Raw genomic sequence first — 24,513 nt, forward strand, 5'->3', positions numbered from 1 at the left:
GGCCCGGAGCTTCGAGCACGGGGTGTCCGGCTCACCGCGGACGGGCCGCGTCCAGCGCCCGCGCGAGGAGTTGCGTCCCTGCGCGAAGCGCCTCCGGGCGCACGCACCCAAAGCCAAACACGAGGCCCGACTCCCGGCGCCGGCCCAGGAAGTAATCCGACAGCGCGGCCACCTCCACGCCCAGGCGAGCCGCCTCGTCTCGCACGCGCACGTCGGACCACGGCGCCGCGAGCGACGCGCACACCTGCATGCCGGTGTCACAGGGCCGAGGCGTCAATGCCCCCGCACAGTCCGCGCGCAACGCATCGAGCAGGGCCTCACCGCGTTCTCGGTAGGCCACGCGCATCCGGCGCAGGTGGCGCGCGAAGTGTCCTCCCGAGAGGAAGGCCGCGAGCGCGGCCTGCTCCAGGGACGAAGCAGGCGCAGACGCGGTGGACCGAGCCGAGGCGACGACCTCCACCCAAGCCGGCGGCGCGATGAAGAAGCCCAAGCGCAGCCCAGGGAACATCGACTTGCTGAACGTGCCCACGTAGACCACGCAGCCCCAGTCATCGAGCCCTTGAAGCGCGGTGAGCGGGCGCCCTCGGTGTCGAAACTCGCTGTCGTAGTCATCCTCGATGATGACCGCGCGCGAACGCTTCGCCCACTGGAGCAGCGCCATGCGGCGCGCGAGGCTCAGCGTGGAGCCCAGCGGATACTGATGCGAGGGCACCACCACCGCGGCTCGCGCCCGAGGAGCACGGGCGATGCCCAAGGCCACATCGAGTCCTTCCGAGTCCACGGGCACCGGCACTGGCTTCGCACCCGCGGAGAGCACCGCGCGTCGCGCCCCCGAATAGCCAGGGTCCTCGACCCATACGGACTCCCCGGGCCGTACCGCGAGCCGGAGGATCTCATCGATGGCTTGCTGGGTCCCTCCCGTGATGAAGACCTGCTCCGGAGCACAGTGGACGCCACGTGAGGAGGACACATGCGTGGCGATGGCCTCGCGAAGCGACGCGTGGCCAGCAGGGTCTCCACCATCGAGCAACGCCGTGCTCGCCCGGGAATGGACGCGAGACACCGTACGTCCCCACAGCGCGGTCGGAAACAAGTCGAGCGCGGGCACTCCGGGACGGAATGCACGCGGCGCGGAGCCCAAGCGGGGTGCCCCCACCGGCGAAGACACGCCCCCTCGCGCACGGGCACCGGACCTCGGCTCGAGAATGACTCGCCCACCGCGCTCATCGGAGAGCAGCGACGCTCGTGTTTTGGAGCGCACCGACTTGGCGACTTGCGCGACATCGGCAGCCAAGGGCGACACAGTGGTCCGGCCTCGAACCTCCGGGACAATGGGCAACTCGGGAGCGACGCGCGTGCAGGAGCCAGCGCGAGCCACCAGATAGCCCTCGGACGTGAGGGCATCCACCGCCTGGAGGACGGTGCTCCGAGCCACATCCAACTCGACCGCGAGCTGACGGGAGGACGGCAGCCTCAGGCCGGGCGCCAGCGCGCCGGACAGGATGCGCGCTCGAATGCCCTCGAAAATCTGCTCATGGAGCGGGACGGCCGACCGCGTGTCGAGCCGCAGCAGCAACGAGGAAGCGACACCCATGGAGGTCTTCAACTGGTATGGCCGATTCGCACGAAAGTGGTCTTTGTGACCCTACCAGTCCTCGGGCAAGGATGGCGCCCGGACCCACTCCCCTGGAAGTCACCATGTCGTCCCCCGGCTCCTGCTGCTCTGTGCTCGAACTGCGCCAGTACACCCTCCATCCTGGCCAGCGCGACGTGCTCATCTCCCTCTTCGAACAGCACTTCATCGAGACGCAGGAAGCCGAGGGGATGCATCTCATCGGGCAGTTCCGAGACGAAGGACAGCCGGACCGATTCGTGTGGATGCGTGGCTTCCGCGACATGGCGTCACGGGGAAACGCGCTGCGCTCGTTCTACGGAGGACCGGTGTGGAAGGCGCACCGGAACGCGGCGAACGCGACGATGGTGGACTCCGACAACGTCCTGCTCCTTCGTCCGGTCAGCCCACACACGGGCCTCCCGCATCCCAGCGAGCCTCGTCCGCTACACGGAACAGCGGCCCGTCCCGCGTCACGCGTGGACGTCACGCTCTGCTACCTGAAAGCCCCCGCGGATGACGCGCTCCTCTCCCACTTCGAGCGACACGTGCGCCCGGTGCTCGGGAGCCTCGGTGCCTTACCCACGGCGCGGTACCAGACCGATTATCAGGAGAACACCTTCCCAGCCCTGCCCGTGCGAACGGGTGAGCATGTCTTCGCGTGGCTCACGGTGTTCCCCGACAGCGAACAGCACCGCGAGCACGTGCGACGCCGAGCGGAGTCCACGGTCTGGCGCGAGTCTCTTCAGCCGTGGCTGAGCGCGCCACTGGAACATCTGACCCTCGCCCCGACCTCCCGTTCGGAACTGCGCTGAGCGAGCACCTGAAAGGATTTGCACCATGAAGCCCCTTCCTCCTCTGCCCACGGGCACCGTGCGCGACTTCGACTTCGTCATGGGCGAATGGACCTGCGTGAACCGCAAGCTGAAGCAGCGGTTCGTCGGCAGCAATGACTGGGATGTGTTCACGTCACGGATGCGCTGCCAGCCTCACATGGGCGGCCTGACGAACGTCGAGGAGACGGACTTCGAGCCCGGCTTCTCGGGCATGGCGCTGCGCACGTTCGACCTGAAGGAGCGGCGCTGGTCCATCTACTGGATCGACAGCCGGAGCGGCGTGTTGCTGCCACCTGTGCTGGGCGGCTTCACGGGCGATGTCGGCCACTTCTACGGCGAGGATACGGACGGAGGCAGACCCATCCAAGTGGTCTTCCGCTGGACGCGCCTGGGCACCGACCGCGCGCGCTGGGAGCAGGCGTTCTCGCTTGATGGAGAGGTCTGGGAGACCAACTGGGTGATGGAGTTCACCCGCGTGACGAAGGACGCAGCGCTCCCTGCGGGCGCCTGAGTGACGTCTTCAGAAGTCGACGCCCATCCCCAAGTAGAGCCCGAGGAGCCCGCCATCACGCGCGTGAGCTGCCTCGACGCCTGCGTGGTCCAGGTAGATGCCGCGCACACCGCCGCGCACCACGAGGGCTCCCACGTGCGCCGCCAGCCCCGCTGACCCATCCACCTGTCGGTATGGGAGCGGGGTCACCAGGGCACGAAGCTCCAGGTCGAGTGGCCCCCACATGCAGCCTTCGAATGACAGCCCCGCCATGGGACCGATTCGCTCCGTGTCGGGAGCCATCAAGGCACCCGCGCCGGCCTCCAGTCGAAGCCGAGCAAACTCGGACGCATGGAGTGCCCACGCAATCCGAAGCTCCGCGAGCATCAAGGCCGAGCCCGACTGACGACTCCTGGGCGACGACCGCATCCATCGCGCTGCCACGCCCCATCGCTCCATGTCCATGCCCAGGAAGAAGTCCACGGCGCTGCCGTCGCGCAGCAACAACGCCTGGGCTCCGGTCCTGATCGTGAGGGGACGGGCGTGGCGCAAGCCCAGGCCCTCACCTGGCGGCTCCGTGTCCAGTCGCTCGTGATGCGTCCCACCGTCCCGGAGCGCGTAGACCAATCCCTCAACAAGGGCCTGGGCCACCGGCTGCAACAGTTCGCCAATCGCGCTGTTGTCATTGAGGGCAGAGGTCGGCATCCCTTTGGGGGAAGGCACATCGACAGGGAGCGCCTCCGCCGAGGGCACAGCCAGCAGGACCGCCGACAGCACCAGACGTGGGACAGCGCTGAACCCGGAGACCATGGCGCGCAGCATAGCGGGAAAGCCCCCAAGCCGCGCATTGCAACCACTCCCTACATGCAGGCCGATCTTCCAGCCGGCCCCAACCAGACATCGTGTGAAGTTACCCCGGTTTCGTGGAGTCCCACCCGCTGTGCGAAAAGGGTCCCACGATGCCGAAGTCACGCCCCCGTACCCACCGGAGTTCCGTGAGAGGGTCGTCGAACTGATGAAGGCCGGCCGGTCCGGCAAGAGTCTCGCGAGAGAGTTCGGATGCACCGAGCAGAGCATCCGCAACTGGAGGAAGCAGTTGGAGGGGAGCAGCAGCGGCGCCCCCAGCAGCAACGGCGAAAGCAGGCCAGCTGTCAGGGCGAGCAGTGCCGCCTCGGATGAGCGCGCTGAACTCGCGCGGCTGCGTCGCGAGATACGGGTGCTGCGCGAGGAGCGCGACATCCTAAAAAACTACGCCGGTAAATATGGCCTGAGCTCCACTTCGATGCCTCGGAGGTAGGCCTCCGGGTTGGCGCGGAAACGACGGCCCATGATGCGAGGGACGCGTCACTGCTCAAGCTGGGCGCGCAGTTGGCGCCAGTCATTGATGTCTCCCGATGCCAGGTGGGGGCCGTCAAGCGCGGGCAGGAGGTGGGCCGAGGCGATGGCCGGCAACCGCACCGCGCCGCGCACGACGAGGCCCGCGCTCCCGCGCACGCGGCCCGAGGCGCGCCGCTCATGGTAACGACAGGTGCCGAAGAGATGCTCCAAGTCATTGTCGGTGCGAGGCAACTCGGGCACGTCGTAGCAATGGAAGAGGCCCTTCCAATAGCGGCGCGTCTCGAGGAGGAAGTGAGCGAGGGCGTGACGAAGGACTCCCCGGTGACGGCGGCGAGTCCAGCGCACCAGAGTGGCCAACAGCGAGGAGAGTCTGCGGCGCACACCTGTTGCGTCCAGGCCGGGCTCGTTATGGAGAATGGCCGCCGTGCGCTCCACCCATTGGTATGCCTGCTCCAGGCGGGGCCACATGCTGGCCGTGGCTCTCAATGCCTTGCGTAGCACCGCTCGCAGGCGGCTCAACTCCGGTGGGCAGGCCCCCTTTGGACACCCGCTCCAAGCTCTTCTCAATCGCGCCCAGGCGCCTGCGCAGCAGGAGGCCGGAGGGATTGAGAGGCGGGCGGTGGTCGTCGGTGAGCGCGCTCCTGACGGCCGCTGCGTAGGCGCGCGTGGCGCGGGCGCCAACATCCTGGCGGCCTTCCACTGCACGCTCGACTCTCCTCACCTCGCGTACCCGCTTCTTCAACTCCTTCTTTGCATGCCGGTCGACCTCGTAGAGGGGCCGAGCCGCCTCACGAAGGTAGTGGAAATGACAGAGTTGGTGCGGCACCCCAGGCAGCGCATGGGCCAAGGCGTTGCGGATGCTCCTCTGCCCATCGGACACCACGCCGGCGATGGGAAGTGGCCCCAACGCGCGCTTCACTTCTTCGAGGAGTGGCACGAGTTCCTGCTCGCTCCCAGACAGCAGGGGGCGGGCCAGCAGCACCTGCCCCGATAGGCATTCGCGCACCACCCACAGCACCTCGTGGCCCACATCCGGAGCGAGTCCATCAATGGCAAGCACTGCTCGCCCCTGACGTTTGAGTGCCAGTTGCGGTCGTCCAGCGTCGAGCAGCTTGAGGCTGACGAGTTCGTCGTACCGGTCGAGCAGGTTGGTGCAGGTGCGCTCGGAAATGGCGATGCCCTCTCGGCGCAACCGGGCGTGGATTTCGGGCACGCTGCGGTGCTCCCGGTAACGTTGCTCTCCAATGAAGGCCAGCACGTCCAGGCCGAACTCGTGCTCAGGCAGTACCCAACGGCCCTCGCCTTCGGCTCTCAGCGACACGCCCTCCAGCAGGCAGCCCTCCCGGTGGCATACCCGCACTTGCACGGACAGCCCCACGCACCCGGTGAGCGTCGTCACGCAACGACGAGAGCGCCAGGCTGCTCGGGTCCTCGTGCCACATGCCTCGCAGCGCCTGCGCTCGCTGTCGAGCCTCACTTCGCGGGTAGCGACTGGGCGAGCCGTCGTCCGTGCCATGGTGTCCCCCTCTCAGAGGGGAAACATCCAGGACGCGGGCCATATTTGCCGGCGTAGTTTTTTTGCTTGGATTTCCTTCAGCACCTCGATGTCCAAGTCCCGCTCGGCCAGCAGCTTCTTCAACCGGGCATTCTCCGCTTCCAGTTGCTTCAGCCGCTTCGTGTCGTTGGCGTCCATTCCCCCGAAGCGCTTGCGCCACGCGTACACCGTCGGCTCGCTCACCCCGTGCTTCTTCGCGGTCTCCGGGACTGACGTCCGCTCCGCCTCGCGCAGAATCGCGACCATCTGCTCCTCGCTGAACCGACTCTTCTTCACCGCCTGCCTCCGTCGTACCCGGAGCGGCATCCTCTCAAGCTTCAGCTGGTCCGAAAATCCCAGGGCATGTCACCCTCACGGACTGGCGGCCTCGGCGCATCAGCACGTCCAGCGCCGCCTTGTCCGCTTGCCTCATCTTCAGTCCTGGCGCCCTCATATCGGCCTCCTATCTGGGCCAACACTCAAGTCCGGAGGACTTCACCCGGGCCGAGCACTAGGCAGCAACCAGTCCAGACAGGGCTCTCTCCTCAAAGACAGCGACTGCACCGCGCGTCATCGCGGGCTATCGCTGGACCGCGAGGATGCGCCACTTCCGGATGTCCACTGCGTAGGTCGCGCCCAGGTCCAGAGCAATCCCGTCCTGGATGCACGCCCCCTTCTTGGGGGTGAAGGAAACAAGGACAACCTCGTCCGACATCAACTTCGCCAAGGTGTCGTAGGAGTCCCGCTGGTAGAGACAAACCTCATCGGCGGTCGCTCCTCGATGCGGCGTGCTTCCACGAGGCAGGAAGTCATCCATGGCCAGCTGAACGGCGGCAGCAAGCGTTCCCGGAATGAGGACGTGGTCCCCCGGCGGAAACCCCAAAGGAAACTCGAACCTCGAAGCCTCTTCGACAGGGGCATGCTCCGGTCGAAACGGCTGCCGGAAAAGCGAGCAGCCCATCAGCGAGGAACACGCCACCCAGAGGAGAACTCGATTCATGGACGGCCCCTATCCTCGCCGGACTCGGAATCGTCGTCCACCGAAGTGACAATGCCAAGCTCCTTGTCCTGCTGAGTCTGGAGCAAACCGATCAACTGCCACGTCCGGCCCCTCCGCACGTAGACCTCACCCGGTCGCTGTTCGTGTCGGTAGGGGACATACTTCATGGTCGTGCATTTCTTGTCGAACTGGATCCGAACAAACCAGACCTGGGTCCCGCTCTGAAATCAAAGACAGACATCGGGGATGGACCCCATGGGTGGCCATGGTAGTCAGCCAACCCAACAGTTCGCCCTCGCTCATCAACGACCCGCGACGGCGGAATACATTGCTTTCGGCGTGCCGCGCCCACGAGGCCAATTTTTCCCAGCGGCGAACCATAGCTCGCATAGTAGACCCCATCGCCTAGCGAGTAGATGACACCGCAGTACTCCTGCCCATAGTCGCCATCGCCCGCACCGGGCAACTGCATGATTGCGGGACACAGTTGGTCAATCACGTCATCTACATCCGTGGAGGGGCGAATTGCCGACCAAGGTCCACGCACCCAAACGATCGAATCCTGGGTCTTTCCGTACCAAGTTCCTGCACCTTCCCGCATGTACCAGGTCTCGCTCGCGCAGCCGGCCATCAGAATGAGCACCGCCACCCCGTAGCGCATCATTCTCGCCCCATCTCGACTTGGCAAAGAAACAAGACCCGCGGGCAATTGATAACGAATCGCCCTCACGAGGCTATTGCGATCCACCACCACGAAGAAACTTCGCAGGGCCTCCTACAGTCACAAAACCAACACGACACCCGAGCAGGCACCAATCACAAACACATTTCCCACCATCAGACAGGGCCCCCTCAGCACCTCAACGCAAGCGTGCATAGAGGTACTGATCTCGAACCCGGCCGTCCTTCACGGCGCTTCGGCGCAACAGTCCTTCACGCTGGAAGCCTGCGTTCTCCAGCACCCGGCAGGACGCCGTGTTGTCCGCGAAGGGCAGTGCGAACAGCCGGATGAACTCGAAGCGCTCGAAGCTCGAGGCGCAGAACGCGTTGAGCGCCGCCGTGACGATTCCCCGCCCCCACAGCGCCTGCCCCAGCCAATACCCCACCTCCGCCGAGTACCGCTCGATGTCCGTGCCGGGAATCAGCCCGATGGAGCCCACCGCCGCCCCATCCACCTCGATGGCGAGATTCAACGGCTCGGACTCACCCGAGGCATGCCCTATCCACCAGGCGGCATCCGCCTCCGTGTAGGGATGCGGGAAGCGGTCGCGAAGGTGGCTCCACACCTCGCGATTGTTGGCGTGCTGAATCAGCGACGCCTCGTCCCCGCGCCTCCAGGGACGCAGGACACAGGGACCACAGTCGATTCGGAGCGGCGGGGCCATGGCCCCACCATTCCCCAAGGGCCCATCGCGCTTCAAGGCGCGCTCGACTCAAGCGCTGCGCACCGCACGCGGACGCAGCAGCGCGGCGGCCAGCACCACGCCGTAGACGACCGCGCTCCCGTGAACCATGAGCGCGTAGGGCACCGAGGTCCCCGCCTGCACCACCGTCAGTGCATCCACCGTGGGCATCACGATCGAGGCCAGGACGAAGGCGCCCGCCGCCACCCGCTGCCGGACCGCCACCAACCCGAAGATCCCCAACGCGATGCCCAGGTCACGCCCCGCCTTCACATGCATCCACGGGATGGCCTCGGTCCCCGTGAGCGACAGGCCAAACCCCTTGGCCGCTTCCACTGGGTTCAACACCCCGTTGATGCTGAGGAACAGCATGAAGCCTCCCAGAATCAAGGTGAACACCGCCGTGGGGGAGCTGAGCTTCCAGGACAACTTCGTATCCGTTGCAGTCATTGTGTTTCTCCGAGGGAGTGAGTGCGTCGTTGATGGGCGTAATGTGCCGAATCCGGCCCCCACGCACCATTCGCCCGCCGCTCAACCTTTTGCCTGAAACGCTCATGGCCTGAGCGTTCCCCGCATGCGCCTGCTACCTTCACGGGCATGGACCTCTCACATCCCTCGGACTTGCTCGGGCACATCCTGGAGCGCACCCGCCTGCGCGGGCAGCTTTACTGCCGCACCGTGGCTCGCGCGCCGTGGGGACTGCGCCTCCCCACCACCTCCACCGCGACCCTCCACCTGGTCATCGCCGGCACCTGCCACTTGACCCAAGGCACCGAGCACGTCCCGCTCGGCCCCGGCGACCTCGTGCTGCTCCCCCGAGGCGAGGGCCACGCCGTGGCCGATTCCCTCCGCAGCCCCAAGATCAATCTGGACGAATGGCTGGCCACCCGTGGCGAGGAGGGCGCCGCGTCGTACCTGCTGGGGGGCTCCGGCGTGGAGTCCCGCCTCATCTGCGGCTTCTTCGCGTTCGAAGACCCCGGCGCGCATCCCGTCATGAAGCTGCTCCCGGAGCGGGTCCACCTCCGGGGCGCCTCCCCTGAAGCGCGAGAGCTGCTCCCCACCATCGCCCTGCTGGAACGGGAGTACGAGCGCGCGGAGCGAGGCTCCTCCCTCGTCGCCTCGCGGCTGCTCGACGTCCTCTTGATTCAGATGCTGCGCGCCTGGGCGGATGCGCAACCTCCCGGCGGCGCGGGCTGGCTCGGGGCGCTCGGAGACCGGACGCTCGCGAGCGCCCTGGGCTGGATGCACGCGGAGCCCGGGACGGCCTGGACTGTCGACACGCTCGCCCACCGCTCCGGCACCTCGCGGGCCACGCTCGCGCGCCGCTTCGCCAGCGAGGTCGGCATGGCGCCGCTCGAGTACCTCACGCAGCTGCGCATGCAGGAGGCCGCGCGCCGGCTGCGGGACACCCAGGATGGCCTCGCCGCCATCGCGGGCCACGTCGGCTACACCTCCGAGTTCGCCTTCAATCGCGCCTTCCGCCGCATCATCGGCGTGCCGCCCGGCGAGTACCGCCGCAGCCAGCCTCGGGACGGGGTTCCTTCCTCATCCCCGAAGCCCTTCACTTCCCGTCCCAGCGGATGACCTGGCGGGACCTATCTCGTGGGGCCACCACGCTGATAGATACTTGAAACATGGATACCACCTCCTCGCCGACCTCCAAGGGTTGGTCGTTTCGACGCTATTTCTGGATTTCAGTCGCGGCCGCGGGCCTGCTGAGTCTGCTGACCCTGAACAGCGGCCTCATGTTCGACGACTATGTCTGGCTGGGCGTCTGGGACAACCTGGTTCAACCCGCGCCGCTGGCCAACACGCACTTCGACGTGTACCGCACCGCGACGGGAATCCCGGAGCACACCGCGGCGATGTCTCACGCCGGCATCTTCCCGTGGTGGGTGGAGCCCCATGTGAAGCTGGCCTTCTTCCGGCCGCTGGGCAGCGCGATGTACGGCCTGGACCACCTGCTCTACAACCGCGTCGTCGTCGCGTACCACGTGCACTCGCTGCTCTGGTACGTGGGCCTGGTGATGCTGGTGGCGCTGCTGTTCAAGCGCGTGCTGCCCACGTCCCTGGCCGCGTTCGCGCTGTTCCTCTTCGCGGTCAACGGCTCGCACGCGGCGGTGGTGGGGTGGCTGTCCTACCGCGTCCTCTTGATGTCCATGCTGTTTGGAACCCTGGGCATCTGGTTCCACATCGAGTGGCGCGAGCGTCAGCGCAAGGGCGCGCTGGTGGGCTCGCTCATCGCCTTCGCGCTGGGACTCGCGAGCGCCGAGACGACGCTCATCATGATTCCGTACATGCTGACCTATGAGGCCTTCATCGGGCCGGGCAATCGGGCGCAGCGCCTCAAGTCGCTCATCCCGTTCGGCGTGCTGTTTGCCGGCTACTTCGTGATGTACCGCGCGCTGGGCTATGGCGCGGCCCACCAGGACACGCACCTGGATCCGTTCGGTGCGCCGGCGCAGTGGTTCACCGCGATGTTCGACCGCGTGCCCGCCGCCATCGCCGGCCTGACGCTCAGCGCGCCGGTGGACTACATCCTCGACTCGACCTTCGTCCCCATGTTCCGGCTCATCGGCCTGGGCGGCCTGACGCTGTTCTCGCTCGTGCTGTGGGGCGTGTGGCCCCTGGTGGAGCAGGAGGAGCGGCGGCTGGTGAAGTGGATGCTGACCGGCTCGTTCCTCTCCACGTGGCTGGCCAGCTCGCCGCTGGCGGGCTCGCGCACGCTGCTCGTGCCCAGCCTGGGCATGGCCGTGGGCCTCGCGGTGGCGCTGCGGGCCGCGTGGCGGGGCCGCGCGCGCAAGCTCCGTCCGGCGCTGGTGCTGGTGGGCGCTGGCGTCCTGTTCCTCGCGGACGTCCTGGCCTCGCCGTACGTCTGGACCCAGACGGCCAAGGCCTACACCAACATGAGCGAGGTGTTCGTGCGCGTGCACAAGCGCTACGAGGAGGCGCTCGACCTCAAGGAGCTGCCGAACCAGCGCCTGGTGGTGCTCAACTCGCCGGGCGGCACGATTGGCATCTACGCCTCCGTGCAGTGGTGGTCCACGGGCATGCCGCTGCCGAAGAACTGGTGGGTGCTCTCCTACAAGGCGGAGGACCAGGAGGTGACGCGCACCGGCCCCAACTCCATCGAGCTGTCGCTGCCCAAGGGGCAGCACTACCTCAACATGCTCGAGGAGCGCATCTACCGCGGCAAGAACTACCCGGTGGCGCAGGGCGACGAGTTCGACATGAAGGGCATGAAGGCCCGCATCGTGGAGGCGGACGCGGAGGGCCCCACGCGCATCTCCTTCACCTTCGACGTGCCGCTGGAGGACCCGTCGCTGAAGTTCGTCCACTGGAAGAACCGCAAGGTGCACACCTGGACGCCGCCCACCCTGGGTGGGCCCGCGGTGACGCTCAACGCGCTGAAGGCGGACTGACGCGCGGGTGAGGTGAGGGGAAAAAGGCCCGGGCTTCGTTGATGGGGGCGAGGCCGGAGCGCGCGCGGCAGACACCGCGCGCCACTCCGGCCGCCACGCTGACCCAAACGGGGGACCCGGACCATGACACTTCGTAAGCATTCCAAGCGGTGGACGCGCGCGGCGCTCGCGGGAGCGGTGCTCCTGCCCGCCGCGGCGCTGGCGAACGAGACGCACGTCTACGGCATCGCCAACTTCGGCAGCGCGAGCAACGGCCTGTGCAGCGCGGACTCCCACTCCGTGCACACCAAGACGGCGGCCGAGTTCGCGGACTACTTCAACTCCCTGAAGAACGCCGGTCAGTGGTCGGACGTTCGCACGCTCAACAACACGAGCGCGCGCACGGACCTGTGGACGGACCCGTCCAAGGGCGCGGCGGCGGACGCGAAGGACACCCAGCTCAACGCGGGCGTGGATGACGCGGACGTCCTCTTCGTCCACACGCACGGCGGCCACAACGAGACGTACCTGCGCAGCTGGCTGGTGATGGGCACCAACGCGGACTCCTGCGCGGCCGTCACGGACACGCACATGAGCCTGGGCAACGGGAAGCTGAACATCGCCGTGGTGAAGGCGTGCCAGTCCGGCGACTACCAGGTCTGGAAGCAGGGCGGCTATCGCAAGGCGCTCGTGACGAGCACCAGCGGCTTCACCATGTGGAACGCGTTCCACGGGGACTCGTCGTGCGGCAACCACGTGAAGCGCTACGTGCGCCGCTATGCGGCCCACTCGAAGACGTCCGGCGTGGGGGAGAACTGGATCGACGAGGCGTACGACTGGGACGCGGGGCGCAACAACGACGACTGCCCCGTCTCCATCGTGTTCGGCGACACGAAGGCGAAGCGCGTGTCGATGTTCGAGTCCGGGGGATGGAAGGACCGCCAGAACACCGGCGCCAAGGTCGCCTCCAGCATCTTCTTCGTGGGCGCGTGCGATCCGTCCAGCGGCCAGAAGCTCCCCGAGGACTGAGTCCTCCCTTCCCTCGCCTTTCAGGAACGACCGACCATGAAGACCTCCATCCTTCGCCTCATGACCGCCCTTCCGCTCGCCGCCGTGCTGGGCTGCGACAGCGGGACCCTCACCGACCCGGCCCTCCTCGCGAGTCAGTCCGCTCGCGCCACCCTCGGCTTCACCTTCGACTCCACGCTCATCGCCACGCCGCCCTCCGGCAGCCTCCCCACCGACCTGCTCCCGCGCACCGCGTTCGACGACGCCACGCTCCAGGGCGGACTGGTGGGCTCGACCGAGCCCTTCACGCTCACCGAGCAGCTCGGGACGCGCCGCACCCAGGACTCCCGCACGTGGACGCTGGAGAGCGATGCGTCCGAGGGCGTGGTGCTGGTGCAGAACCGGCTCGGCGCCGGGCCCGCGACGACGCAGGACCCCGCGGTGTTGCAGCGCATCGCGATCGCCCGCTTGCAGCGCTGGGGCATCCCCGCGTCGGAGATGGGCCCCATCCGACAGGTGAAGTCCTACGTCCAGAGCGAGGACGACACCAACGTGGCCACGTCCGAGCTGCACCGGCACAAGACCTTCGTGCTGCGCGCCATCAACGGCATCCGCGTGGAAGGCCATCGCGCGGTGGTGACCCACGGCGTGGATGGGAGCTTCCAGCGCGCGCTCATCAGCTGGCCGCCGCTGGCCCGCCAGGGCCACCTGCTGCACACGCGGCTGACCGTGGCGGAGATTGAGCAGCGCGCCCGCGAGGCCCTCCAGGCCGAGGGAGAGACGACGGGCCCCGTGCGCCTCACGTGGAAGTACGTGCCCTCCCAGCTCAGCACGGGCGAGTGGGCGCTGACGCTCCAGGTGTCCGCCTCGATGGCCCCCGTCACCAGCGCGACGAGCACCGAGGAGCCCCGCGTCGTCGACGTGGACGTGAGCGCGGTGCCGTAACGCGAAGTCACGGCGCGGGGCCTCACATCATCGAGGCCCCGCGTTGCGTTGGGAGTTACGTGCCGTTGATGAGGCGCACGGCCAGGTCCGGACTGAACGTCCCCGCCGGGACACCGGGCGCGATGCCACACTGGCCATCCGAGTCGCCCGGCACCTTGACCCACAGCAGCATCTCCGCGCCGCTCGCCTGCGTCTGGGACACCGCGCCCAGCTTGCGCCCCGCCGGATTGCACCAGTTTCCATCCGAGCCATTGCCGTTGCGGCTGGTGTCCACCACGAAGGGCAGCGTGTAGCCGTAGCGCGTGTTGAGCGACGCGTTGACCGCCGCCCCGTACGTCGTCGACTGGGCGGTGGTGTAGAAGTTGGAGACGTTCACCGCGAAGCCTCGGATGTTGTGCGCGCCCGCCGACTCCAGCCGCTGCGCCATGGTGTCCGCGGCGATCCACTGCGCGTTGCCTCCATCCAGGTAGGCCCACGTGTTGGGCGCGTGGTCGCGGAACTGCTCGGTGGCGTAGCGCAGCAGGTTGAGCCGCACCGTCCGCTCCGCGTCGCTGGGGAGGCAGTCCAGCTGGGCCACCGCGTCCGGCTCGATGATGACCACGGCGGGGCGATTGCCGATGGCAGACGCGAAGGCGGCGATCCACGTCTGATAGGCCGCCGCGCTCCCCGCGCCTCCCGAAGACTGGCCACCACAGTCGCGGCCCGGGACATTGTACGCCACGAGGATGGGCAGCTTGTCCGCCGTGTCCGCCGCGCCGACGTAGCTCGACACCGCCGACGCGATGTCACCGCTCCAGTTGCCGAACCACTTCGCGCCCGCCTTGCTCGCGATGGAGGACTGGATGCTGGCCGCGCGCGAGTCCCCGCCGTTCTGGCTCACCCAGGACGCCGAGTTGGAGTTGGGGTCCGTGTAGAAGCCGCTCGTCATGCCCAGCGGCCCCGTTCCGCCCGTGCCCGGCGACCCCGTGGTGAGGGTGATGTCATCCAAGCGCAGCGTGAACGCGCCGCGCCCGCCGAGTTGGAAGGTGACCTGTCCCCCCGTCGTGGTGAGCGACGAGGTGAACGTGTACGTGAAGCGCCGCGAGGTGCCATCCACCGCCACCTGTTGATCCAACGGCGCGGTGTACGGCGACACGCCGAGCTGCACCGTCGCGCGCACCGACACGCTCGCCGTGGCCGTCGCGGTGAAGGCCAGCGTGTACGACTGGCCACTCACCAGCGCGATGTTGTCCTGCCCGATGGGCGCGTCCCACGCGTTCGCGGTGCCGCCCGTGACATTGACGCGCAGCTGCCCGTTCTCCACCGCCGAGGCGGTGTTGGCGCCGCTCCACCACGGAGATACCGAGCCGTTGGTGAAGGTGCCATTGACCACCAGCTCCGTGACGACGGGCTGGGGCGCGACGCCCAGGGGCGCGTCCGAGGACGGCTCGACCGAGGGACCACAACCGAGGACGAGCGCCGAGGCGAACGTCAGCGAGACACGACGAAGGAAGGACCACGAGGGGGAGAGACGGGTCGACATGGAGGCGGGACTCCTGGGGAGACAGGGGGGAACACGGCGGCGCACGAGCGGCCACGGCGCGGGAAAGCCGCGCCGCGCGAGACACGGGGGCGCCACCTCTTGCGCCCGTGCCCGCATAAACGAACGTCGCGGCCCCCTGCTGGCGGACCACGACGAAACACCACGGGCTCAGCGGCTCACTGCCGCCGAGCCCGCTTCCACGCGAGACTCAGCGAACCTCGGGACAATCCCAGTAGCGCGAGGGCGTCGAGGGAATCGTCGACTGGCGACAGGTGCAGACGTAGTCGGTGTAGATGCCGTCCTGGCAGCCCGTCGTCGCGCCCACGCTCGAACACGCCGTGAGGTCCAGGTCCCAACACATGGGGAGCAGCGGCGGAATGCGTGAGACTTGGGCCTCCGCCGACTCGGGGGACTCGGTGCGGACCTGCGCACCGTCGTCCTGCGTGGGCTCCGGCGCGGAGGCGACCGCGAACATCGGAAGCACCAGCGACACTGCCAGCACGGGCCACTTCATCATCGGCTTGCTCCTACGGTGAGGGACGGGAACGCCACGACCGCCAAGCAAGCATGCTTTACGCGTATTGCGGACTGGACTCAATATACGGGCCCAGTCCGCTGAACGCTGATTCCAGATGTATCAACTCATTCCGAGCAAGCCGGACCGGGGCGCGCGAACGCCCCGGTGGCTCGCCGGCTCACATGTTGCGGCGGTACTGCCCGCCCACGTCGTAGAGCGCGCGGGAGAGCTGGCCGAGCGTGCACACCTTGCAGGCATCCATCAGCGCGGCGAACACGTTGCCGTGGTCCAGCGCGGCGCGGCGCACGGCCTCCAGCGCGGCCGGGGCCACCTCCGCGTTGCGCTTCCAGAAGGCGTCACGCGCCGTAATCGCGTAGTCCTTCTCCTCCTTCGTGGCGCGGATGACCTCGGGCGGGGTGACGGTGGGCGAGCCCTTGGGGTCCAGGAAGGTGTTCACGCCGACGATGGGCAGCGACCCGTCGTGCTTGAGCGTCTCGTAGTAGAGCGACTCCTCCTGGATCTTCGAGCGCTGGTACATGCGCTCCATGGCACCCAGCACGCCGCCGCGCTCGGAGATGGCGCGGAACTCCGTCATCACCGCCTGCTCCACCAGGTCCGTCAGCTCCTCGATGATGAACGAGCCCTGGTTGGGGTTCTCGTTCTTGGACAAACCGAACTCCTTGTTGATGACCAACTGGATGGCCAACGCGCGCCGCACACTCTCCTCGGTGGGCGTGGTGATGGCCTCGTCGTAGGCGTTGGTGTGCAAGGAATTGCAGTTGTCGTTGAGGGCCAGCAGGGCCTGCAACGTGGTGCGGATGTCATTGAAGGCGATCTCCTGCGCGTGCAGGCTCCGCCCGGAAGTCTGGATGTGATACTTCAGCTTCTGCGACCGGTCGTTGCCGCCGTACTTGTCCCGGATGGCCTTGGCCCAGATGCGCCGCGCCACGCGCCCGAGCACCGCGTACTCAGGGTCCATCCCGTTGGAGAAGAAGAACGACAGGTTGGGCGCGAAGTCGTCGATGTCCATCCCGCGCGACAGGTAGTACTCGACGAAGGTGAAGCCGTTGGCCAGCGTGAAGGCGAGCTGGGAGATGGGGTTCGCCCCGGCCTCCGCGATGTGGTACCCGGAGATGGACACCGAGTAGAAGTTCCGCACCTTCTGGTCGATGAAGTACTGCTGGATGTCGCCCATCAGCCGCAGGGCGAACTCCGTCGAGAAGATGCAGGTGTTCTGCGCCTGGTCCTCCTTGAGGATGTCCGCCTGCACCGTGCCACGCACGTTCTGCAGCGTGGACGCGCGGATGCGCTCGTAGACATCGCGCGGGAGCACCTCGTCACCGGACACGCCCAACAGGAGCAGCCCGAGCCCGTCATTGCCCGCGGGCAGGTCGCCCTGGTAGCGGGGCCGAGGCAGGCCGCGCTTCTGATAGAGCGCGTCGATGGTCTTCTCGACCTCGTCCACCTTCCCGTTGGCGCGGATCCACTTCTCGCACTGCTGATCCACCGCGGCGTTGAGGAAGAAGCCCAGCAGCATCGGCGCGGGCCCGTTGATGGTCATGGACACCGAGGTGGACGGGTCCGCCAGGTCGAAGCCCGAGTAGAGCTTCTTCGCGTCGTCCACGTTCGCGATGGACACGCCCGAGTTGCCCACCTTGCCGTAGATGTCCGGGCGGTGGTCCGGGTCCTCGCCGTACAACGTCACCGAGTCGAAGGCCGTGGACAGGCGCTTGGCGGGCAGGCCTCGGGACACGTAGTGGAAGCGCTTGTTGGTGCGCTCCGGGCCGCCCTCGCCGGCGAACATGCGGGCCGGATCCTCGCCCTCGCGCTTGAGCGGGAAGACGCCCGCGGTGAACGGGAAGGCGCCCGGCGCGTTCTCCCGCAGCAGCCACGTGAGGATGTCACCCCAGTCCTCGTAGCGCGGGAGCGCGATCTTCGGGATGCGCAGGTGCGAGAGCGACTCGGTGATGAGGTCCAGCTCGATGACCTTGTCGCGCACCTGGAACTGGTACTTGGACGCCGCGTAGCGCCGCTTGGTGGCGGGCCACTCGACGAGCAGGCGCCGGCAGTCCGCGGCGAGGCGGGACTCCAGGTCCTGGTACAGCGCCACCAGCTCGCCCAGGTACGCGGGCTCGCCCTCCACGCGCTCCGTGACGTGCACCACGCCCGAGGCGTCGCGGGGCTCGACGATCTCCAGGCGCTTCTTGCCCACGTTGGTGCGCAGCGCCTCGATGGTGCCGTGGAGCTGGTACATGCGGCGCGCGATGGCGGCCTGGTCGCGGACGAACTGCTCGTACTTCTCGCTGTTCTCGACGATCTCCGCCAGATAGCGGGTGCGCTCGGGCGGGATGATCCACTTCTTCTCGCTCATCCCCGGCGTGGTCTCGGCGTGGGACTGGAGCGGCGCGCCGGTCTTCTTCACCACCGCGTCGATGACGGCGCGATAGAGCCGGTTCATCCCCGGGTCGTTGAACTGCGAGGCGATGGTGCCGTACACGGGCACCGCGTCATCCGCGAGCGTGAAGGCGTTGTGGTTGCGCTTCCACTGCTTGCGCACGTCGCGCAGCGCGTCCAGCGAGCCGCGCTTGTCGAACTTGTTGATGGCGATGACGTCCGCGAAGTCGAGCATGTCGATCTTCTCGAGCTGCGTCGCGGCGCCGTACTCGGCGGTCATCACGTAGAGCGACGCGTCCGAGTGCTCGGTGATTTCCGTGTCCGACTGACCGATGCCGGAGGTCTCGACCACGATGAGGTCGAAGCCGGCGGCCTTGCAGATGTCGATGGACTCGCCCACGTGCTTGGACAAGGCGAGGTTGCTCTGCCGCGTGGCCATCGAGCGCATGTACACGCGCGGGTTGTCGATGGCGTTCATGCGGATGCGGTCACCCAGGAGCGCGCCGCCGGACTTGCGCTTCGAGGGGTCCACCGACAGCACCGCGAGCGTCTTGTCCGGGAAGTCCGTGAGGAACCGGCGGACCAGCTCGTCCACCAGGCTCGACTTGCCGGCGCCACCCGTGCCGGTGATGCCGAGCACGGGCACGCGCGGGGCCGAGGCCAAGCTCTGGGCGAGCGCGGTGCGCAGCGACTCTCCGGCCGACGCGAAGTTCTCCGCCACGGTGATGAGCGACGCGAGGCGCGCGGGCTCGCGCTTCTTCGGCGCGGCGAGCGCGGGCGCGAAGTCGGGCGTGCGCTTCTCGAAGTCACACTGGGACACCAGGTCGTCAATCATCCCCTGGAGGCCCATGGCCCGGCCGTCGTCCGGCGAGTAGATGCGGGTGACGCCGTAGCGGTGCAGCTCGTCAATCTCCGTCGGGAGGATGGTGCCGCCGCCACCGCCGAAGACCTTGATGTTCGCCCCGCGCTCGCGCAGCAGGTCGATCATGTACTTGAAGAACTCGACGTGGCCGCCCTGGTAGGACGTGAGCGCGATGCCCTGGGCGTCCTCCTGGATGGCGCAGTCGACAATCTCCGCCACCGAGCGGTTGTGCCCCAGGTGGATGATCTCCGCGCCAGACGCCTGCATGAGGCGGCGCATCACGTTGATGGCGGCGTCGTGTCCATCGAACAACGATGCCGCGGTCACGATGCGGACGTGGAAGCGGGGCTTGTAGGGCGAGGGAGCAGTGGTTGGCAGGGCGTTTCGCACGGCGCGTACACTAGGAGTGGCGCGAATGCCGAGGCAAGGGATTGGGACGCGCGTGCGGGATGCGCAACGCGGGCCGTCATCCCGCTCGCGTGCTCGGCAAGAAAGCGTCCAGTACACGCAGTGCGGCCGACGTGGGCGTCGCACGACCCTCGCGCACGTCCGCCTCCAGCACGGGCACCAGCGAGGACACCTGGGGATGGGCGCGCAGGGCCGCCCGCAGGCCGTCCTGCACCATGGCCCACATCCAGCCCACCTGCTGGGAGCGGCGGCGGCGGCCCAGCTCGCCCGAGGCCTCGCGGCGCCCCACCTGCGTCTCCACCGAGGCCCACAGCTTCGCGATGCCCGTGCCCTCCATCGCGCTGCACGTGGTGACCTCGGGCTCGGCGCCGGGACGCATCAAGTGCAGGGCCGCGCGGTACTCGGCGCGAGCGCGCTCGGCGCGAGGCTGGTTGTCGCCATCCGCCTTGTTGATGGCGAGCATGTCCGCCACCTCGAGGATGCCGCGCTTGATGCCCTGGAGCTCGTCCCCCGCGCCCGCGAGCATGAGCACCAGGTAGAAGTCGACCATGTCGGCGACCACCGTCTCCGACTGGCCCACGCCCACCGTCTCCACCAGCACCACGTCGAAGCCGGCGGCCTCGCACAACAGCAGCGTCTCGCGCGTCTTGCGCGCCACGCCGCCCAGCGTGCCGCTGGAGGGGCTGGGACGGATGAAGGCGCTCAGCTCGCGGGACAGCCGCGCCATGCGCGTCTTGTCTCCCAGGATGCTGCCACCGGACACCGTGCTGGACGGGTCGATGGCGAGCACCGCCACGCGCTTGCCCTCCCCCACCAGGTGCATGCCCAGCGCGTCGATGAAGGTGCTCTTGCCCACGCCCGGCACGCCGCTGATGCCCACGCGCCGACTGCCGCCCGTGTGGGGCAACAGCCGCGTGAGCACCTCCTGCGCGAGCGCCGCGTGGCGAGGGTGCTCGCTCTCCACCAGCGTGATGGCGCGCGCGAGCACCGCGCGATCTTGCGCGCGCACGCCCGCCACGTACTCGTCCGCCGACAGTGGCTTCACGCCTCCCCCAGCGCCGCCGTCAGCTTGTCGAGCAGCTCGATGGCCGCCTTCGCGATGACGGTGCCGGGCCCGAAGATGGCCGCGGCGCCCGCGGCGCGCAGGGCGTCATAGTCCTGCTCGGGGATGACGCCGCCCACCACGACCATGATGTCCTCGCGGCCCAGCGCCTTCAGCGCCTGCTTGAGCTGCGGCACCAGCGTGAGGTGACCCGCGGCGAGCGAGCTGGCGCCCACCACGTGCACGTCATTCTCCACGGCCTGACGCGCGGACTCCTCGGGCGTCTGGAACAGCGGCCCGATGTCCACGTCGAAGCCCAGGTCCGCGAACGCGGTGGCGATGACCTTCTGCCCGCGGTCGTGTCCGTCCTGTCCCATCTTCGCGATGAGGATGCGGGGACGACGGCCGAAGGTCGCGAGGAACGCGTCCGCCCGCGCTCGCGCATCGGCGATGCCCTGCGCCCCACCCGCCTCGCTGGAGTACACCCCGGACACGCTGCGCACGGTCGCCTCGTAGCGCCCGAAGACCTTCTCGAGCGCGTCGCTGATTTCGCCCACGGTGGCCTTCGCGCGCGCCGCGTCGATGGCCAGCGCGAGCAGGTTGCCCTCGTTGCGTCGGCCCGCCTCGGTGAGCGCATCCAGCCGGCGGCGCACCTCGTCCGCGTTGCGCTCGTGGCGCAGCTCGCGCAGCCGGGCAATCTGCGCCTCGCGCACCGCCGAGTTGTCCACCTTGAGGATCTCAATCGAGTCCGGGCGCTCGGGCGGATACTTGTTCACGCCGATGATGGCCTGACGGCCGGAGTCGATGCGGGCCTGCGTGCGCGCCGCGGCCTCCTCGATGCGCAGCTTGGGCAGCCCCGCCTCGATGGCCTTGGTCATGCCACCCAGCGCCTCGACCTCCTGGATGTGTCCCCACGCCTTGTGCGCCAGCTCGTGGGTGAGCCGCTCCACGTAGTAGCTGCCGCCCCACGGGTCGATGACGCGCGTCGTGCCGCTCTCCAGTTGGAGATAGAGCTGCGTGTTGCGCGCGATGCGGGCGCTGAAGTCCGTGGGCAGCGCGATCGCCTCGTCCAGCGAGTTGGTGTGCAGGCTCTGCGTGTGGCCCTGCGTCGCGGCCATGGCCTCCACGCACGTGCGCACCACGTTGTTGTAGACGTCCTGCGCGGTGAGGCTCCACCCGGACGTCTGGCAATGCGTGCGCAGCGCGAGGCTCTTGTCGCTCTTGGGCGAGAAGTCCTTCAGGAGCCGGGCCCAGAGCATGCGCGCCGCGCGCATCTTGGCCACCTCCATGAAGAAGTTCATCCCGATGGCCCAGAAGAAAGACAGGCGCGGCGCGAACGCGTCCACGCCCAGGCCCGCGGCGAGCCCGGCGCGCACGTACTCCACGCCGTCCGCGAGCGTGTAGCCCAGCTCCAGGTCCTGCGTCGCCCCGGCCTCCTGCATGTGGTAGCCGCTGATGCTGATGCTGTTGAAGCGAGGCATCTTCTCCGCCGTGAAGCGGAAGATGTCGCCGATGATTCGCATCGAGGGGGCGGGCGGGTAGATGTACGTGTTGCGGACCATGAACTCCTTGAGGATGTCGTTCTGGATGGTCCCGCTGAGCTGCTCCGGCTTGACGCCCTGCTCCTCCGCCGCCACGACGTAGAGCGCGAGCACCGGGAGCACCGCGCCGTTCATCGTCATCGACACGCTCATCTGATCGAGCGGGATGCGATCGAACAGGATGCGCATGTCCTTGATGGAGTCGATGGCCACGCCGGCCATTCCCACGTCGCCCGCCACGCGCGGGTGGTCGCTGTCGTAGCCACGGTGCGTGGCCAGGTCGAACGCGATGGACAGGCCCTTCTGCCCCGCCGCGAGGTTGCGACGGTAGAAGGCGTTGGAGGCCTCGGCCGTGGAGAAGCCGGCGTACTGCCGCACCGTCCACGGCTGCTGCACGTACATGGTCGCGTAGGGGCCGCGCACGAAGGGCGGCAGGCCGGGCAGCGAGCCCAGGTGCTCCACGCCCTCCAGGTCCTCGCGCGTGTACGCGGGCTTGACGGGGATGCCCTCGGGCGTCACCCAGCGCTCGGCGGCGCGCGTGGCGTCCGCGGCCTGGTGGCGCTGCGCCTCGAGCGTGGACGGAGTGGCCCGCGTCTCGGGGGCGTCGAAGTCGACGCGGGAGAAGTCAGGAACGGAAGCGCGCATCACGACACCCCGAGCTGCTGGTGCAGCGAGGACAGGAGCGCGACCAGGTCCGCTCCCGCGAAGATGAAGAGGTCCACACCCGCCGCGCGGAACGCGGCCTCGTGCTCGCCGGGACGTCCGGCCACCGCCACCACGCGCGCGCCCTTCGCCTTCAGCGCGGCGCTCAGCGCGGGCACCCACTCGGGATAGAGCGCGTCCGGACCGGAGATGACCGCGAGCGCAGCGCCCGAACCGGCGAACTGCTCCACCGCCGCCGCGACATCCGCGAAGCCGTGCTGGTCGCGCGTCTCGATGCCGCCCACCGCCAGCGCGTTGGCCGTCCACATCGAGCGCGTGGTGTGCTCCGCCACCGTGCCCAGGCTCGCCATGAACGCGCGCGGCCGGGCCCCGTGGGCCGTCTGGTATCGGTCGCTCGCGTCGCGCAGCGTCTCGAACGCCTCGGACATGCGCACCGGCTGCAGCGGCAGGGCGCTCCCCGCCTTCGCGGCGCTCACGCCCGAAGCAGGACGCGGCTCGCGGCGCACGGTGGGCTCGCCCAGGTGGGGGAACTCGCTGACGCCCACGAGGGGCAGCTTGCGCGTGCGCAGCGCCTTGTCGCGCGCGACGCGCGTCTCGGCGAGCACGCGGGCGATGTCGCCCTCCTGGAGCGCGCGGGACATGCCGCCCAGCGACTCGATGCGCCGCAGCTCCGTCCAGGCCGCGCGGGCGAACTCGCCGGTGAGCTGCTCCAGGTAGTAGCTGCCGCCCGCCGGATCCGCGACGCGGTTGAGGCTGGACTCGTCGCGCAGGATGAGCTGGGTGTTGCGCGCCAGTCGCCGCGCGCCCTCGTCCGGCGTGCCGAGCGTCTCGTCGAAGGGAGACGTGCTCACGCTGTCCGCGCCCGCCACCACCGCCGCGAAGGACTCCGCGGTGGCGCGCAGGATGTTCACCCACGGATCGCGCTGCGTCTTCGTCCCGCTCGCGGTGCGCGCATGCAGCACCATGGCCTGGGCCTCTTGCGAGCCGCCCGACGCGGCGACGACCTTGGACCACAAGAGCCGCGCCGCGCGCAGCTTGGCGATCTCCGGGAAGAACTGGCCGCCCACCGACAGCGCGAACTGCACCGAGCGCGCCGCGATCTCCGGCGACACGCCCGCGCGCTCCAGCGACCGCAGGTACTCCACGCCCGTGGCGAGGGCCCACGCCAGCTCGTGCACCGGCGACGCGCCCGCATCCGCCACGGCGCGCGACGAGACGAGCAGCACGCGCAGCCCCGGCGCGCTCTCGCGCAGCGACGTCACCAGCGGGGCCGCCTGGGCGAGCACCGCATCCAGGCCACCGGTCAGCGCGCCCGTGCGCGCCAGCGCCCCCAGCGGATCCACGCCCAGACAGCCACGCAGCGACGCGCGCGTGACCCCCTTGCGCTCCGCGACGCTCAACAGGAAGCCCGCGGCGGACAGCCCATCCGCCTCCGACTCCAGGCAGACAGGGGTGCGCTCCAGAGGCACCGGAGCGAGCAGCCGCGCCATGGCCTCCGCGTCCGGAACAGCGATGCCGTGGGGTTCACCCAGGCAGAGCCACACGCCGGTGGCGCCGCGCTCCAGGTCCACGCGAAGCGCCTCGGCGGCGCTCGTCACGTCGGGGCCCGTGTACTCCTGGCAGACGCTCCAGCCGCCCTCGGTGAGGCCGAGCGCCTGGGTGCCGCGCAGGTAGGGAGCGACGCCCGGCGGCTCGGGGGGCGGCGCATCGGCCGCGTCCTGACGCGAGTAGAGCGGCTGCTGGGTCAGTCCGCCTTCGAGCGTGGACTGAAGCGACGTGAAGGGTTTGCCCTTCAGGTCCTTGTCCACCAGCCGGCGCCAGTCCTCCAGCGAGGGGGCCAGGAAGACCGAGGCGATGTGGAGAGGCACTTGCGACATGCTGCGTCCTCGCAAAGAGAAGGCGCCGTCCAGGGGACCGCGCCGTCCCCCTCCCATAGGCGCAATGAGGCGGCGGAGCAATGGTGTGGTGGGCCTCGCCGTCTGAGACATGCATGATGG

Annotated in this window: 17 protein-coding genes and 3 pseudogenes; 7 read left to right on the forward strand and 13 right to left on the reverse strand. The window is 68.5% G+C overall.

What is annotated here, in order from left to right:
• Positions 1 to 31: 31 nt before the first annotated feature.
• Entirely contained in the window at positions 32 to 1,606 is a 1,575-nt protein-coding gene (locus JGU66_03090) for a PLP-dependent aminotransferase family protein (protein MBJ6759734.1), read from the reverse strand.
• Positions 1,607 to 1,698: 92 nt separating this feature from the next.
• Between JGU66_03090 and JGU66_03095 the strand changes: the two genes are divergently transcribed.
• Both JGU66_03095 and JGU66_03100 read left to right on the forward strand, forming a co-directional pair.
• Complete coding sequence (locus JGU66_03095; GenBank protein ID MBJ6759735.1) at positions 1,699 to 2,427, forward strand: NIPSNAP family protein; 729 nt, start codon at positions 1,699 to 1,701, stop codon at positions 2,425 to 2,427.
• A 25-nt stretch (positions 2,428 to 2,452) separates the two neighbouring features.
• Positions 2,453 to 2,959 (forward strand): hypothetical protein, encoded by a 507-nt coding sequence (locus JGU66_03100; protein ID MBJ6759736.1) that lies wholly within the window; start codon positions 2,453 to 2,455, stop codon positions 2,957 to 2,959.
• 9 nt (positions 2,960 to 2,968) lie between these two features.
• Here JGU66_03100 and JGU66_03105 read toward each other — a convergent pair whose 3' ends face one another.
• Positions 2,969 to 3,643, reverse strand: a complete 675-nt coding sequence (locus JGU66_03105; protein MBJ6759737.1) for a hypothetical protein — start codon at positions 3,641 to 3,643, stop codon at positions 2,969 to 2,971.
• 310 nt (positions 3,644 to 3,953) lie between these two features.
• Here JGU66_03105 and JGU66_03110 point away from each other — a divergent pair.
• Positions 3,954 to 4,184, forward strand: a pseudogene (locus JGU66_03110) (transposase).
• 2 nt (positions 4,185 to 4,186) lie between these two features.
• Here JGU66_03110 and JGU66_03115 read toward each other — a convergent pair.
• From JGU66_03115 to JGU66_03135, 5 genes and pseudogenes are all read right to left on the reverse strand, one after another.
• Positions 4,187 to 5,753: pseudogene (locus JGU66_03115) on the reverse strand (ISNCY family transposase).
• Between the two features lie 93 nt (positions 5,754 to 5,846).
• Positions 5,847 to 6,107, reverse strand: a pseudogene (locus tag JGU66_03120) (transposase).
• Between the two features lie 283 nt (positions 6,108 to 6,390).
• A complete protein-coding gene (locus tag JGU66_03125) occupies positions 6,391 to 6,810 on the reverse strand; it encodes a hypothetical protein (GenBank protein MBJ6759738.1) in 420 nt (139 codons plus the stop codon).
• Between the two features lie 860 nt (positions 6,811 to 7,670).
• The gene (locus JGU66_03130) at positions 7,671 to 8,195 is read right to left on the reverse strand and encodes a GNAT family N-acetyltransferase (GenBank protein MBJ6759739.1); all 525 of its coding nucleotides are present in this window, start codon (positions 8,193 to 8,195) and stop codon (positions 7,671 to 7,673) included.
• Positions 8,196 to 8,243: 48 nt separating this feature from the next.
• Positions 8,244 to 8,663: a DUF4267 domain-containing protein gene (locus JGU66_03135; GenBank protein ID MBJ6759740.1), complete on the reverse strand. Its 420-nt coding sequence runs from the start codon at positions 8,661 to 8,663 to the stop codon at positions 8,244 to 8,246.
• A 147-nt stretch (positions 8,664 to 8,810) separates the two neighbouring features.
• Between JGU66_03135 and JGU66_03140 the strand changes: the two genes are divergently transcribed.
• From JGU66_03140 to JGU66_03155, 4 genes are all read left to right on the forward strand, one after another.
• The gene (locus JGU66_03140; protein ID MBJ6759741.1) at positions 8,811 to 9,797 is read left to right on the forward strand and encodes an AraC family transcriptional regulator; all 987 of its coding nucleotides are present in this window, start codon (positions 8,811 to 8,813) and stop codon (positions 9,795 to 9,797) included.
• A gap of 50 nt (positions 9,798 to 9,847) precedes the next feature.
• The gene (locus JGU66_03145) at positions 9,848 to 11,635 is read left to right on the forward strand and encodes a hypothetical protein (GenBank protein ID MBJ6759742.1); all 1,788 of its coding nucleotides are present in this window, start codon (positions 9,848 to 9,850) and stop codon (positions 11,633 to 11,635) included.
• A 123-nt stretch (positions 11,636 to 11,758) separates the two neighbouring features.
• Positions 11,759 to 12,643, forward strand: coding sequence for a hypothetical protein (locus JGU66_03150; protein MBJ6759743.1), 885 nt, complete (start codon positions 11,759 to 11,761; stop codon positions 12,641 to 12,643).
• Positions 12,644 to 12,679: 36 nt separating this feature from the next.
• Entirely contained in the window at positions 12,680 to 13,567 is an 888-nt protein-coding gene (locus JGU66_03155) for a hypothetical protein (protein MBJ6759744.1), read from the forward strand.
• Positions 13,568 to 13,622: 55 nt separating this feature from the next.
• Here JGU66_03155 and JGU66_03160 read toward each other — a convergent pair whose 3' ends face one another.
• The 6 genes from JGU66_03160 to JGU66_03185 form a co-directional block, all read right to left on the reverse strand.
• Positions 13,623 to 15,089: a glycoside hydrolase family 6 protein gene (locus JGU66_03160; protein ID MBJ6759745.1), complete on the reverse strand. Its 1,467-nt coding sequence runs from the start codon at positions 15,087 to 15,089 to the stop codon at positions 13,623 to 13,625.
• Between the two features lie 208 nt (positions 15,090 to 15,297).
• The gene (locus JGU66_03165) at positions 15,298 to 15,603 is read right to left on the reverse strand and encodes a hypothetical protein (protein ID MBJ6759746.1); all 306 of its coding nucleotides are present in this window, start codon (positions 15,601 to 15,603) and stop codon (positions 15,298 to 15,300) included.
• 181 nt (positions 15,604 to 15,784) lie between these two features.
• Entirely contained in the window at positions 15,785 to 19,252 is a 3,468-nt protein-coding gene (locus JGU66_03170; GenBank protein MBJ6759747.1) for a methylmalonyl-CoA mutase family protein, read from the reverse strand.
• 76 nt (positions 19,253 to 19,328) lie between these two features.
• Entirely contained in the window at positions 19,329 to 20,315 is a 987-nt protein-coding gene (gene meaB / locus JGU66_03175; protein MBJ6759748.1) for a methylmalonyl Co-A mutase-associated GTPase MeaB, read from the reverse strand.
• Complete coding sequence (scpA, locus tag JGU66_03180; protein MBJ6759749.1) at positions 20,312 to 22,498, reverse strand: methylmalonyl-CoA mutase; 2,187 nt, start codon at positions 22,496 to 22,498, stop codon at positions 20,312 to 20,314. Before scpA ends, meaB begins: the two co-directional genes overlap by 4 nt.
• Positions 22,498 to 24,393: a methylmalonyl-CoA mutase small subunit gene (locus JGU66_03185; GenBank protein MBJ6759750.1), complete on the reverse strand. Its 1,896-nt coding sequence runs from the start codon at positions 24,391 to 24,393 to the stop codon at positions 22,498 to 22,500. The genes scpA and JGU66_03185 overlap by 1 nt, the downstream gene beginning before the upstream one ends.
• Positions 24,394 to 24,513: the final 120 nt, after the last annotated feature.

The sequence above is a fragment of the Myxococcaceae bacterium JPH2 genome, from assembly GCA_016458225.1.
In the GTDB taxonomy this organism is placed as follows: domain Bacteria; phylum Myxococcota; class Myxococcia; order Myxococcales; family Myxococcaceae; genus Citreicoccus.